The following is a 15565-nucleotide window of genomic DNA, read 5'->3' as shown; positions in this document are numbered from 1 at the left end:
CTATTACAGATGAAACAGTATCTGGGATATGAAATTCTCAGAATTTAAAAAGGTGATTTCTATTGAAATAAAAATAGAAATCACCTTTTTTATATTTATTTATAAGTCAGCATAAATGACTACAGGTTAATTATTAGATTTAGTGTTTTTGTATTGATTCAAAACGTTAACGCAGTCATGTGATAATATTTATATTTAATCGCTAAGCTCTATGAAGTGTGACATTGTAAGACATACTATATGAGAAAGGCTGCGAGATTTAATGAATTAGCGATTAGGCTGAATACTTATAAAATCATTCGATAATGATAGAAAAAGACCCGATTCGTTAAGTCATGAATCAGGTCTTTTAAATTTAAAGCGGGGTACGCATACTCTAAATGTATTCTAGATTAATGTATTTTAAAGTGTTTAGATGTTTATTTACTATCTTCTACAACTTGTTTATAAATGTCAGCGTAATTAGTGAATACGCCATCGACACCATAACTATTTAAACGTTCCATATCTGCTTTGGTATTAACAGTATAAGGGTGTACTAAGAAGCCGAGTTCTTTTAAATTTTTTACATTCTCTTTAGTTAAATCAGTATAATGTGGACCTACACCAATCGCAAACTTTTTGATATATTCTAAATCTTGTTCGGACAGATTAGGCAATTCACCCTTATTTAAGAGTCTTACTAAAGGAACATCTGGGTTTAAGTTGTTCATTTTTTCAATACTATCTTGTGAAAAAGATTGTACAATGACATGTCCGTTATTTAAAGCATCGTTGGTAAGTAAATTATGTTTATCTAAGGTATCAAGTAACTTTTCTTCCATGCCTGGGTAAACATCAGGTGATTTCGTTTCGATATAATAATTAGCATTTGCACCATATCGCTCAATAATTTCATCTAATGTAGGCACTTTCGCACCTTTATATGCTTCATCAGCATAGTCAGGATTTTGTTCATTAAATTTACTACCAGCATCTAGTTTTTTAAGTTCTTTTAATGTATATGAATCAACTCTACCTGTACCGTTAGTAGTTCTATCTACAGTTTCATCATGCATAGCTACGAGTTTGCCATCTTTAGTCATTTGTAAATCGATTTCAATGTATGACGCACCTATTTCATTGTGGCTCTTATCATAAGCAGGAAATGTATGCTCTGGTGCATAGCCACTTGCACCTCTATGAGCAATTGTTGCATATTTCTCTCCATTTAAGTTATGTATTTCCTTAGTATCTGCACGTTTATCGTCAGCCTCGTTAACTGTTTCTGCTGACGAAGTCGTATTTTCATTGTTTGTATGTTCAGTTTGTTGAGTTTGATTTTTAGTAGTATCTTGAGGTTGTGTTTGTGAAGCATTTGGTTCCAGTTCTTGAGTAGTATCATCTTGGGATACTGCAGATGATTGTTCATTCGTAGAAGCCTGTGATTGAGATGAGTCTTGTGCTTGTTCTTTTGTCTCTGTAGTCTTTTGAGTTTGTTCTTGAGTGTTGACTTGATTTTGCTTTTGGGTATCTTGCTGTTGTGCTACTGGTTTTGTTTGAACTTGAGATGCATCATTGTTTTCATCAGCCTTAGCCATAGAGGTAGAGGCTAGTAATGATAAAGATAAAACCGTCATACTTGATACCATAATTCTTTTCACATTTTTCATAGTGCTTCACTCCTTAATTTGAACTGTACATTCATATTACCTTTGAATATAATATTTCAAACACTATTTACGTATTCTTAATTAAAAGTATAAAAAATTAATTATAGTTTCATATATTAATTGAAAGTTAATTAGTTGTTTTTTTACTGTAAAATATTAAAGGTATGTAAAAGAAATGTGAAATGAAAAAGAAGTAAAGGACAAAAAAGGATTGGAACAACAATCTATGTTTGTTCCAATCCTTAATCATTTGGTTTAAAGTTATTTTTGTGCTTTGATTACTTTTAATTGTTGTTTAACTGCTTCTTGTCCGGTTGAACCATAACTGATTCTACGACTTACGCAATTTTCTGGTTTTAAATAATCATAAATGTCAGATTCGATACTTGTATGTGCATTCTGGTATTCTTCTAAAGGCACATCTAATAAATAAACATTGTTTTGAATAGACCAAAGTACAATTTTACCAACTATTTCGTGAGCGTTTCTAAATGGTACGCCTTTATTCACTAAATAGTCTGCCAGTTCTGTTGCGTTAGAGAAGTCATTGTAGACCGTTTGTTGTAAGTGATCTACGTTGACTGTCATTGTATCTATCATGCCGTCAAAGATACGTAACGAGCCTTTGAGCGTATGAATCGCATCAAATAATCCTTCTTTATCTTCTTGCATATCCTTATTGTATGCTAGCGGCAAGCCTTTTAATGTCATTAACATACTCATTAAATGACCAGTCGTTCTACCAACCTTACCTCTAATTAATTCCGCCATGTCTGGATTTTTCTTTTGCGGCATAATAGATGATCCTGTAGAAAATGCATCAGATAATGTAACAAAGTTTGCTTCGGCAGAAGACCAGAAAATAATTTCTTCAGCAAAACGAGATAGGTGAACCATGGTCAAAGATATATTGTGTAATGTTTCGACAATATAATCTCTATCACTCACTGCATCCATACTATTTTCATATATAGCACTAAAGTTTAATAGAGATTGCGTTTCATGACGGTCAATTGGATACGTTGTACCACTTAATGCAGCAGCACCAAGTGGTGATATATCAATACGTTTCATGCTATCTTGAAAACGAGATTTATCTCTTTCTAGCATCCAGTAATACGTTAATATATGGTGTGCAAACGATATTGGCTGTGCTCTTTGTAAATGCGTGTAACCAGGCATAATGGTATCAATATGCGCCTCAGCAACTTTAACAATTGTCTGTTGAAAAGAAGTGATGAGTTCAATCAAATGAGATACTTCCTCTTTTGTATATAAATGCATATCTGTAGCGACTTGATCATTACGGCTACGACCAGTATGCAATCTTCCACCAGCATCTCCAATACGTTTAATTAATTCATGCTCTATATTCAAATGAATATCTTCTAAAGAAACATCTAAAGATAAGTGACCTTGTTCATAATCAGTTAAAATAGCGTTTAAACCTTTAATGATTTGATCGCAGTCTGAATCAGAAATGATACCTTGTTTGGCCAACATGGTTGCATGCGCAATACTACCTTGGACATCATATTGAATTAATGTTTTATCAAAGTGTATAGAAGCATTAAATTCATCAACCCAATCCTCAGGCTGTTCGCTAAATCTGCCGCCCCAAGCTTTAGTGCTCATCGTGATAACCACCATGTAACATTGAATTCACTTGAGTAGGTAGGCCAAAGATATCTATGAAACCAACTGCTGATTCTTGATTAAATGCATCTTCTTTAGTATAAGTTGCTAATTTTTCATTATATAATGTATGAGGAGATTTTCTACCATTAACTATGGCATTTCCTTTATACAATTTAATACGTACATCCCCAGAAACATATTGTTGCGTACTATCTACAAATACTTTTAAGTTGTCAGTTAATGGTGAGAACCATAAACCATTATAAACTTGTTCTGAAAATTGTTTTTCAATGACAGGTTTGAAATGAGCGACATCTTTTGTAAGTGTAATCGTTTCGAGCGCTTTATGAGCTTTTACAATTACTTCCGCACCAGGTGTTTCATATACTTCTCTTGATTTAATACCAACTAATCTATTTTCAACATGGTCGATTCTACCAATACCATGTTTACCAGCAAGTTGATTGAGTTCTAAAATAAGTTCACTTAACTTGTAGGGTTGACCATTTAACTCAGTAGGAAGACCTTGTTCGAATGATAGAACGATTTCTTCTGCTTCATCTGGCGTATTTTCTAATGGTTGCGTTAAATCGTATGCATCTTCTGGTGGAGCTGCATAAGGATCTTCTAATATACCGCACTCATTACTTCTACCCCATAAGTTTTGGTCAATTGAGTAAGGTGAATCATGTTGAATTGGAACAGGAATGTTATGTTTGATTGCATAATCAATTTCTTCTTCACGGCTCCAAGCCCATTCTCTAACAGGTGCGAATACTTTTAAGTTTGGATCTAATGCTTTAATTGCTACTTCAAAACGCACTTGGTCGTTACCTTTACCTGTACAACCATGAGCAATACCTACAGCATCTGTTTTATCAGCAATTTCAACTAATTTTTTAGAAATTAAAGGTCTTGATAATGCAGAGACTAAAGGATATGTACCTTCATACATTAAGTTACCTTTGATAGCATAAGATACAAATTGTTCACTAAATTCTTCAGTAGCATCAATAATATGACACTCAATTGCCCCCATATCTAATGCTTTTTGATGTACTAAATCTAAATCTTTACCTTCCCCAACATCTAAGCAACAAGCTACAACATCGTAACCTTTATCTAATAACCATTTTACTGCAACACTTGTGTCTAATCCGCCTGAATATGCTAATACAATTTTCTCTTTCATAACTTCCACCTCTATTTATAATTTTAATAATTTGTTTTGTTAATTTGATATTGATTAGTATAGCAGATAATAAATGAAAATAAAACCATTTTTATACATAAATATACAAAAATGTTTCGATAGTGAATTTTGATTTATGATTACCAAGGAATGTGTATGTAAGTTTAAGGGCATTTAAAGGATGTATTATAAATGCATATAAATATGAATATGATGCAAGTCGTTTAAATAGTAAAATTTGACGAAATTGTCATAATTTACAATTATCTATAGGCTAGTTGTTTGAATAGTGAAAATAAAATTAGTAAAATGATTTTGAAATTAAAAACACTGGAGGCAAATCAAATGACTCATATTCAATTAGATTATGGTAAAACTTTAGAATTTTTTGGCGAACATGAACTACAACAACAAAAAGATATAGTGAAATCGATTCATAAAACGATTCATGAAGGTACAGGTGCTGGCAGTGATTTCTTAGGTTGGATAGACCTTCCTGTTGATTATGATAAAGAAGAATTCTCACGCATATTAGAAGCTTCTAAACGTGTGAAAGAGCATTCTGACGTATTTGTAGTAATCGGTATTGGTGGTTCATATTTAGGCGCGCGTGCGGCGATTGAAATGTTAACGTCTTCATTTAGAAATAGTGATGAATATCCAGAAATCGTTTTTGTAGGTAATCATTTATCTTCTTCTTATACACAAGAATTAATTGATTATTTAGATGGTAAAGATTATTCAGTTAACGTTATTTCTAAATCTGGTACGACAACAGAACCAGCAGTGGCATTTAGATTGTTCAAACAGTTATTAGAAAGTAAGTATGGCAAAGAAGAAGCGAAAAAACGTATCTTCGCTACTACAGACAAAGAAAAAGGGGCACTTAAACAATTAGCTACAAACGAAGGTTATGAAACATTTGTAGTACCTGATGATGTTGGTGGCCGCTACTCTGTATTAACTGCAGTAGGTTTATTACCAATCGCAGTAGCTGGTATAGACATTGAAGCAATGATGCAAGGTGCTGCTAAAGCCCGTGAAGAATTGTCATCAGAAAATTTAGAAGATAACATTGCATATCAATATGCAACAATTCGTAACGTATTATATGCAAAAGGTTATGACACTGAGATGTTAATTAACTATGAACCATCTATGCAGTATTTTAATGAGTGGTGGAAACAATTATTTGGTGAGTCAGAAGGTAAAGATTTCAAAGGTATCTATCCTTCAAGTGCAAACTATACAACTGATTTACACTCACTTGGACAATATGTTCAAGAAGGCCGCCGTTTCTTATTTGAAACAGTAGTCAAAGTGAATAATCCAAAACATAATATTACTATTGAAGAAGATAGTGATAATTTAGATGGCTTAAATTATTTAGCTGGAAAAACAATAGATGAAGTTAATACGAAAGCATTCGAAGGAACGCTTTTAGCACATACCGATGGTGGTGTACCTAACCTAGTTGTGAATATTCCTCGTTTAGATGAAGAAACATTTGGTTACGTGGTTTACTTCTTCGAACTTGCTTGTGCTATGAGTGGATATCAATTAGGTGTTAATCCATTTAATCAACCTGGTGTAGAAGCATATAAACAAAATATGTTCGCTTTATTAGGTAAATCAGGATTTGAAGACAAAAAACAAGAATTAGAAAAACGCTTATAATTTAAATCATATTTCATTGATGACTTCACAATAAAATATGTGCGTGTATATATGAAATTTAAATTGGTTCGTTTTCTATCTATTAAATTGAATGATTAAAAAGGTGGCTCATCCTAAATTCAGGTTTAGATGAGTCACTTTTTTTATTTATGTGTATGAATGATCATAGGCAATATTCTATGATCTAAATACATTATTCAGGTTAAAAATCTATGAGCCCATGACAAGCATGCTTATTCGTTCTTAAGACTGATTTATGAGCAAATTAACACTTTATAGTTTGAAAAGTTTGAGGTTACAATTATAATTACGAAGAATAGTAATATTATGAGGAATGATTTGATGACGGAAGAACAAGTTCAGCATTGGTTTGATTTATTTGGAAGTCTAGGCTATATTGTAGGTTTTTTATTGCCATTTATTGAAGCGTTTCTTCCTATTTTACCAATCATTGTATTTGTAATTGTGAACGTCAATGCCTATGGTTTGGTGATTGGTACGTTGTTAGCTTGGCTCGGAACAGTGATTGGTAGTTATATTGTGTTTCTTATTTTCAGGAGACTCACACATACAAAATATATGAAGAAATTGCAACAACGCACATCGGTTCAAAGATTAATACATTTTATTGATAGACGTGGCATTATACCTATATTTATTTTACTGTGCTTTCCATTTACGCCTAGTGCATTTGTAAATATTGTGGCTAGTTTATCTCATATTAGAGCACATGTATATTTAACAGTACTTTTTGCATCGAAGTTAGTTATGATTGGTCTTATTGGGTGGCTCGGTAATGATATAACGACATTATTTACAAATCCTATAAGATTTATTTTAATTATGATTGTGTTTGTTATTGTATGGTTTATTGGACGCAAAATCGAGAAGTACTTTATGCATTCTTCAGGAGAGTGACATTATGCGAAGCATATTAAAACATTTGATTTCCATCATGATTGCGATTATTATTGTACTATTGATTCAGGCTTTTATTGTCACTGGTACAGTCATAAAGAATGACGCTATGGAACCGAGTTTGAAACTAGGGGATAGAGTGATAATAAATAAAGTTAAAACAACTTTTAATTTACTAGATAATAATGACATTATAATGTATCGTGAAGGTAATGATATTAAAGTAAGTAGAATTATTGGAAAGCCGGGACAGTCTATTGCGTATAAAAATGGGGCACTATATAGAGATGATAGACAAGTAGATGAACCCTATGTTAATAATGAAAGTATAACCAATTTATCACTTAGGAATCTTAAACATTCTGAAGAAGATATTATCCCACCCAATGCCTATTTCGTTCTTAATGACCAACGGAAGCATGAGGATGATTCAAGGACATTTGGTTTTATACAAAGAAACGATATCATAGGCGATGTGAGTTTGAGATATTATCCTTTTAAAAAATTCACAATGAACTTTAATTAAATAGATGAGGTGTACAAATTGAAAAAAGAGATATTGGAATGGTTTGTGTCGATAGTTGTTGCAGTTGCATTAGTATTACTTATCGTAAACTTTGTGGCGCAGTCATATACAGTTAAAGGGGATTCTATGGACCCTACTTTAAAAGATGGCGAACGCGTAGTCGTAAATTTATTTGGTTATAAATTTGGAGACATTAAAAAAGGTAATGTGATTGTGTTCCATGCAACGAAAGACAGTGATTATGTTAAGCGTGTTATTGGTACGTCTGGTGATAATATAGAGTACAAGAAAGATAAACTATATGTAAATGGTAAAAAAGTAGATGAGCCATATTTAGATTATAATGAGAAACATAAACAGTATAATTACATTACTGGTAGTTTTGAAACCAAAGATATTAATCAGATAGATCAGAAAAATAAAATTCCAAAAGATAAATTACTAGTACTCGGCGACAATCGTGAGGTAAGTAAAGATAGTCGTTCATTTGGTTTGATTGATGAAGATCAAGTCGTCGGTAAAGTATCATTTAGTTTCTGGCCACTAAATGAAATGAAATTTGGGTTTGATCCTGATACAAAAGATGATAAATAATATTTATTTTAAAGTACTAACAAAGTCTAAACCTTTGTTAGTACTTTTTTTGTTATGTCGAATGCGTGTAAATCATATTAAGTATTAATAAATCGATTTTTATAATCTTTAAAACATTAAAAAAGTAATGGTAATAAGCGTTGATGATTAAAATATGAATATAGCTTAATGCGTATTTAGATTAACGATGCACAACCTTTTATATGTTAAAATATAAGTCAAAGGAGTGGAAGATGTCATGGAATTAAATGCTTATATTGGAAGAGCAGGTACGGGAAAATCACATGCAATGATAGAAGAAATAAAAAATAAAATGAAACAAGATCCGTTAGGCGACCCGATTGTCTTAATTGCTCCAACACAAAATACTTTTCAACTTGAGCAAGCATTCGTAAATGACTCTGAACTGAACGGTAGTCTGAGAACAGAAGTATTACACTTTGAACGACTAAGTTATCGTGTTTTTCAAGAAGTTGGCGGTTTGATGGAACAACAATTGTCGAAAGCAGGCACGGAAATGATGATTTATGACATCATTCAACAGCACCAATCAGATTTAAAGCTTTATCGTTCTCAAGTTAAATATTACGGTTTTAGTGAGAAACTCTATGAGCAGATACAAGATTTTAAGAAATATGCAGTATCCCCTGAACAGTTAACATCATACATAGAGACAAATACACTACAAACTAGAACCAAACATAAGCTTCAAGATATAGCACTTATTTACAAACATTTAGAAGATAGAATAAATGGAGAATATGTATCTGCTGAAGATAGTTTGCAACGTTTTATAACGGTGATGGACAAATCTGAATGGCTCAAACGTACTGAAATTTATATCGATGGATTTCATAACTTTTCAACATTAGAGTATCAAATCATTCAAAGCTTAGTGAAGTATGCTAAAAAGGTAACGATCCTATTAACAACAGATGGGGATAAAGATACGTTCAGTTTATTTAGAAAGCCATCGGAATCACTTACGCATATAGAAGATATAGCACAGCAGTTAAACTTACAATTAAATGTTAAACGTTTTAATCAAGCATATAGGTTTAAAAATAATGATTTATCTCAATTAGAGCAGAGCTTTAACGCGTTACAATTTGAGCCTATAGTAACACAAGGTAATATAGAAATCTTAGAGTCTTCTATAATGAGAGAAGAAATCAATGAAATTGCACGACGTATCTTAAGAGAAACACGTGAACAAGGACGTCGTTATCAAGATATAGCCATATTGTATAGAGACGAATCTTATGCGTATCTGATGGAGTCTATCCTGCCACAGTATGATATTCCGTATAACATTGATGTAAAAGAGTCTATGACACATCATCCAATCATGGAAATGTTGCGTTCACTTATTGAAGTAATTCAAACCAATTGGAAGTTTGACCCACTGATGCGTTTATTTAAAACAAATGTTCTAACTAAGAAATTTAAAGATAGTCATCTACTTATTGATATCTTAGAAAATTTTGTGTTGGAACGTGGCATTTATGGCAAACGTTGGATAGACGAAAAATATTTCCATGTAGAACAGTTCAGAAAAATGGGATTAAAACGTCAGCCACTGACAGATGATGAAAGAGAAACTTTTGAACGTGTAATTCAATTGAAAGCTGATGTCATTGACAAAGTGATGCACTTTGAAACAAAAATGAGTGAAGCGAATACAGCGGTTGAATTTGCAACTGCCTTTTATGAAGCATTGGAAGCTTTTGATTTACCAAGTTTATTGATGACGGAAAGGGATACGCTAGATGTAGAAGGTGAACATAAAAAAGCAGAGGAAATTGACCAAATATGGAACGGCTTGATTCAAACTTTAGACGATCTTGTTACAGTCTTCGGAGATAAAAGCATGTCCCAAACTAGATTTTTAGAGTTATTTGATATTGGTTTAGATCAATTGGAATTTGTCATGATTCCACAAACATTAGATCAAGTGAGTGTTGGTACAATGGACTTGGCTAAAGTTGATAATAAAGCACATGTATACATTGTAGGAGCCAATGATGGTGTTATTCCACAAACTGTTTCATCTTCAAGTTTGATCACGGATGATGAGAAGAAATATTTTCAAGAACAAGCAGCTATAGAATTAAGTCCTACTGCAGATATACTACAAATGGATGAAGCATTTGTCTGTTATATTGCAATGACGAGAAGTCGTGTGGCTGTGACGTTCTCTTATTCACTTATGGGAACAAATGGTGATGAAAAAGAGCCAAGTCCATTTTTAAATCAAATTCAACAGTTATTTACAAATCTAGAAGTCCAAAATATACATCATCAACATCAAGCTAATCCACTTACTTTAATGGAACATCCACACCAAACAAAAATTGTGTTATTTGAATCATTAAAGGCATGGTTAGATGATGAAATCGTTGCAGATACTTGGTTAGATACTTATCAAGTTATGAGAGATGATGAGCGTCTAAATAGAGGATTGAATTACTTGTTATCTGCACTCACATATGATAATAAAACGGTGCAATTAAGTGAATCACTATCTAAAGATTTATATGGAAGTACGATAAATGCCAGTGTTTCACGTTTTGAAGGATATCAAGCATGCCCATTTAAGCACTTTGCATCACATGGTTTGAGGCTGAATGAACGAACAAAATATAAACTAGAGCATTTTGATTTAGGTGATATCTTTCACCAAGTGTTAAAATTCATTTCAGAAAAAGTGAATGGCGATTTTAAAAACTTGAATACAAAGCAAATTCATAAATTGACGGTTGAAGCCTTATCGGAAATATTGCCCGAGGTGCAATTTAATTTATTGAATTCAACTGCATATTATCGTTATTTATCACAGCGAATTGGCGCAATAGTTGAAACAACATTGACGGCATTGAAATATCAAGGTAATTATACTAAATTTACACCACAACGCTTTGAAGCTGGCTTTAGAAGAAAACCACGAGATCATAATGAACTTTTTGCAGAGGCATTGCAAACAACGCAAGGTATTCCAATCAATATTCGCGGACAAATAGATCGTATTGATACTTACAATGAAGGTCAACAAAGCTTTGTGAATATTATCGATTATAAATCGTCTAAGTATAGTGGTACTTTAGATTTAACGAAAGTATATTATGGTATGCAAATGCAGATGATGACTTATATGGATATTGTTCTTCAAAATAAATCACGACTTGGTTTAACTGAAATGACTAAACCTGGGGGCTTACTCTATTTTCACGTTCATGAACCACGTATTAAACTAGCGTGGAATCAATTAAGTGAAGAAAAAAGAGACGAAGCATTTATTAATTCATTTAAATTGAGTGGATTATTGAATAGTGATGAATCTGTGTTAGATGCATTTGATACGAGAATTGAACCGAGTTATACATCTGATATTGTACCACTCGGATTGAAAAAAGATGGCGGTATTAAAAGCAATAGTAAAGTTGCAGATGAACAAACCATTTATAAACTCATTAAACACAATAAACAAAACTTTATTGAGACGGCATCAGATATTATGGATGGCCATACAGAAGTTGCTCCATTGAAATATAATCAAACTTTACCGTGTGATTTCTGTAATTATAAATCGGTGTGTCATGTAGACGGAATGATTGATAGTAAACGATATCGTACAGTAGATGAATCGATTGATCCATTAGAAGAAGTTCAAAAAGTGGCATTAGAAGAGGATGATCAAATATGAGCCAAATTCCAGTGAAACCCGCTGATGTTAGATGGACGGATAATCAGTGGAAAAGCATTTATGCAAAGGGGCAAGATGTACTTGTAGCAGCGGCTGCAGGTTCTGGGAAAACCGCTGTATTAGTTGAACGTATTATACAGCGCATTTTAAATGATAAAATTGATGTAGATCGATTACTTGTCGTGACATTTACGAATGCAAGTGCACGTGAAATGAAACAGCGTGTGGATCAACGAATACAAGAAGCTTCACAAGAGGCGCCTGACAATGAACATTTAAAAAACCAACGAATTAAAATACATCAAGCTCAAATTTCTACACTACATAGTTTCTGTTTGAAATTAATACAACAACACTATGATGTATTAGATATAGATCCAAATTTTAGAACAAGTGGTGAAGCGGAAAATATACTGTTATTAGAGCAAACGATTGATGAAGTTTTAGAGCAACATTATGATATCCTTGACCCTAGTTTTGTTGACTTAACCGAACAATTATCATCCGATCGAAACGATGACCAACTGCGTAATACAATTAAACAAATGTATTATTTTAGTATAGCAAATCCAGATCCTTATGGATGGCTTCGCAATTTGGCAAGTCCTTATTATGATGAAGCACAGCAAAATGAATTACTCCAATTATTGAATGAATTGGCTATGATTTTTATGGAGTCAGCGTTAGAAGCACTAGATAAAAGTTATAATTTATTTATGCTGTTGGAAGAAGTAGATAAGCAAGTAGCAGTGTTAGAAAAGGAAAGCGCATTTTTAAATCAAGCTATGGAAGATGGACAGTTAAATTCCGAAGTGATTGCACAACATCAATTTGAAGCTCGTTTTCCAGCAAAGAATAAAAAGATAAAGGAAGCAAATGAAATGATGATTGATGCTTATGATGATGGTAAAAAGCATTATGATCATTATAAAGCATTAGTATCGAAAGTGCAGGAAGATTATTTCTCCCGCGATGCGCAAGATTTGAAACAAGACATGCAGAAATTAGCCCCAAGGGTTTCTTATTTATCTAAAGTCACTGCGGATGTTATTGAACAGTTTGATCAAAAGAAACGGAGCAGAAATCTCTTGGATTTTTCTGATTATGAACACTTTGCTTTACGCATATTGATGAATGAAGATGGCTCACCTTCAGAAGTTGCGGATGTATATCGACAACAATTCGAGGAAATCTTGGTCGATGAATACCAAGATACAAACCGAGTCCAAGAAAAGATATTGTCATGTTTTAAGCGTGGAACTGAAGCTGATGGTAATTTATTTATGGTAGGTGATGTTAAGCAATCTATCTATAAATTTAGACAAGCTGATCCAAGTTTATTTATCGATAAATATAATCGATTTACATTAGATGGTTCTGACAATGGCATGCGTATTGATTTATCTCAAAACTTCCGCTCTCGAGAAGAAGTATTAACGACGACAAACTATTTATTTAAACATATGATGGATGAATCCGTAGGAGAAATTATATATGATGATGCAGCACAACTATACTATGGTGCCGCATTCGATGATAAACCACATGATGTACAAATGAATATGTTGGTGGAAGATCCTTCATCAGATTTAAATGGATCCGAACAAGAAGCAGAATATATAGTGCGACAAGTAGAGAAGATTATGGATGAGCACGAAATATATGATATGAAAACCAATCAATACCGTAAGCCGAGCTATAAAGATATTGTCATATTAGAAAGATCGTATGGCCAGGCTAGAAAGATTCAACAAGCTTTTAAAGATCATAATATTCCATTCCATGTTAAGAGTAAGGAAGGGTATTTTGAACAAACTGAAGTCCAATTAGTCTTATCATTTTTAAGAACAATAGATAATCCTTTACAAGATATCTATTTAGTAGGATTGATGCGTTCAGTCATTTATCAATTTACGGAGGATGAATTATCAAATATTCGTGTCCTCAGTCCGAACGATGATTATTTCTACCAATCTATCCAAAACTACATAGCTCATGAAGCAGCCAATAAAAATTTAGTGGAAAAATTACAAGCATTTTTACAAGATATAGCAATGTATCAAACATATAGTCAAAGTCATCCCGTTTATCAATTGATTGATAAATTTTATAATGACCATTATGTTATCCAATATTTCAGTGGTATTATAGGTGGCAAAGGGCGTCGTGCTAATTTATATGGCTTGTTTAATAAAGCTGTGGAATTTGAAAATTCAAGTTTCCGTGGCTTATATCAATTTATACGTTTTATAGATGAATTAATGGAACGAGGAAAAGATTTTGGCGAAGAAAATATTATCGGTCCCAATGATGATGTTGTGAGAATGATGACAGTGCATAGTAGTAAAGGGCTTGAATTTCCTTTTGTAATTTATTCAGGATTATCTCGTAAATTTAGAAGAGATGATTTGTATAAATCTGTAATTCTCAATCAAACCTATGGTCTTGGCATGAATTACTATGATGTAGAAAGTAATATTTCTTATCCGTCATTGTCTTCAGTAACTTATAAAGCTATTACAGAAAAAGAAATGATTTCAGAAGAAATGCGTTTAATTTATGTAGCATTAACGCGCGCAAAAGAGCAATTGTTTTTAATTGGTCGTGTCAAAGACGAGAAAGAGCTACAGCAATTAGAGCAAGCACCAGTGTCAGATACACATTTACCCGTTAGTTACCGTATAACTGCACAAAGGCCTATTGATATGATTTATCCAATATTGGCCAAATATCAATCTACATCGTTACCTAACGAATTACGCTTTGAAAATTCAATTCACGATTTAGAAGCATCTATGATACCTTATGTCCATCTAACCACAGACTTTTATCAAGATATTGCTTCAGAAACAGTATTTGAAGAAAGTGAGCAGCGGACAATCCAAGATATTCATGCATTAAATACTGGTAATGATGCCATAAAAAAACAAATACAAACGCAGTTAACACATGAATATGCATTTCAGGTGGCAATTGATAAGCCATCAAAACAGTCTGTATCTGAACTTAAGAGACAATTAGAGACCGAACAAACTGATACCAACTATGATCGTGTCCGTCAATATCGTATTGGTTCAACAGCCTACGATAGACCGGGGTTTTTAAGTCACAGTTCAAAACGTAAAGCGAATGAAATAGGCACATTGATGCATACTGTCATGCAGCATTTACCGTTCCGAAGTGGTGGTCTGAACCAATCAGAAATAGAACAATATATTGGACGACTCATTGAGCAACATATCATTCCTGAAGATGCGAAAACGGATATACGTTATGACGATATAACGTATTTTGTTCAAAGTGAATTATATGAAACCATCGCACAAAGTGACGCAATATACCGAGAGTTACCATTTGTTGTCAATCAGTCTAAAGTAGAATCGATGAGAGAAGTAGAAGAAGATGCTTCAATAATTCAAGGTATGATTGATTTGATTTTTGTAAAAGAAGGGCAATATTATTTCGTTGATTATAAAACAGACGCTTTTAACAGAAGGAGAAATATGACAGATGAAGAAATAGGTGAACAGTTAAGGTCACGGTATAAAGTACAAATGGATTATTACCGTAATACATTAGAAACACTATTAAATGCTGACGTTAAAGGTTATTTATATTTCTTTAAATTTGGTCAACTATCTATTGATTCATAGAAGCTAAAGGGG

General features: G+C 32.9%; 9 protein-coding genes. 6 read left to right on the top strand and 3 right to left on the bottom strand.

Going from position 1 to position 15565, the window contains the following annotated elements:
• Positions 1-419: 419 nt before the first annotated feature.
• From QMO72_RS09760 to QMO72_RS09750, 3 genes are all read right to left on the bottom strand, one after another.
• Positions 420-1367 carry a glycerophosphodiester phosphodiesterase gene (locus QMO72_RS09760; RefSeq protein WP_286093275.1) on the bottom strand — a complete coding sequence of 316 codons (948 nt, stop codon included), beginning with the start codon at positions 1365-1367 and terminating at the stop codon, positions 420-422.
• Positions 1368-1913: 546 nt separating this feature from the next.
• Complete coding sequence (argH, locus tag QMO72_RS09755) at positions 1914-3287, bottom strand: argininosuccinate lyase (RefSeq protein WP_103266490.1); 1374 nt, start codon at positions 3285-3287, stop codon at positions 1914-1916.
• Positions 3277-4482 carry an argininosuccinate synthase gene (locus QMO72_RS09750; RefSeq protein WP_103266491.1) on the bottom strand — a complete coding sequence of 402 codons (1206 nt, stop codon included), beginning with the start codon at positions 4480-4482 and terminating at the stop codon, positions 3277-3279. The genes argH and QMO72_RS09750 overlap by 11 nt, the downstream gene beginning before the upstream one ends.
• Before the next feature lie 345 nt (positions 4483-4827).
• Here QMO72_RS09750 and QMO72_RS09745 point away from each other — a divergent pair, with 345 nt between their 5' ends.
• The 6 genes from QMO72_RS09745 to addA all read left to right on the top strand — a co-directional run bounded on the left by QMO72_RS09745 (position 4828) and on the right by addA (position 15553).
• Positions 4828-6159: a glucose-6-phosphate isomerase gene (locus QMO72_RS09745; protein ID WP_046837338.1), complete on the top strand. Its 1332-nt coding sequence runs from the start codon at positions 4828-4830 to the stop codon at positions 6157-6159.
• A 342-nt stretch (positions 6160-6501) separates the two neighbouring features.
• A complete protein-coding gene (locus tag QMO72_RS09740) occupies positions 6502-7077 on the top strand; it encodes a TVP38/TMEM64 family protein (RefSeq protein WP_103266493.1) in 576 nt (191 codons plus the stop codon).
• A gap of 4 nt (positions 7078-7081) precedes the next feature.
• Positions 7082-7603, top strand: a complete 522-nt coding sequence (gene lepB / locus QMO72_RS09735; RefSeq protein ID WP_103266495.1) for a signal peptidase I — start codon at positions 7082-7084, stop codon at positions 7601-7603.
• Positions 7604-7621: 18 nt separating this feature from the next.
• Complete coding sequence (gene lepB, locus QMO72_RS09730; protein WP_103266497.1) at positions 7622-8197, top strand: signal peptidase I; 576 nt, start codon at positions 7622-7624, stop codon at positions 8195-8197.
• Positions 8198-8435: 238 nt separating this feature from the next.
• Positions 8436-11900: a helicase-exonuclease AddAB subunit AddB gene (gene addB / locus QMO72_RS09725; RefSeq protein ID WP_103266498.1), complete on the top strand. Its 3465-nt coding sequence runs from the start codon at positions 8436-8438 to the stop codon at positions 11898-11900.
• Positions 11897-15553, top strand: a complete 3657-nt coding sequence (gene addA / locus QMO72_RS09720; RefSeq protein WP_103266500.1) for a helicase-exonuclease AddAB subunit AddA — start codon at positions 11897-11899, stop codon at positions 15551-15553. The genes addB and addA overlap by 4 nt, the downstream gene beginning before the upstream one ends.
• Positions 15554-15565 lie beyond the last annotated feature (12 nt).

This window comes from Staphylococcus casei, assembly GCF_030294405.1.
GTDB classification, from domain to species: Bacteria; Bacillota; Bacilli; order Staphylococcales; family Staphylococcaceae; genus Staphylococcus; species Staphylococcus succinus.
Note: the sequence above shows the minus strand (reverse complement) of the source record. Positions and strands in the feature narration are given on the sequence as shown.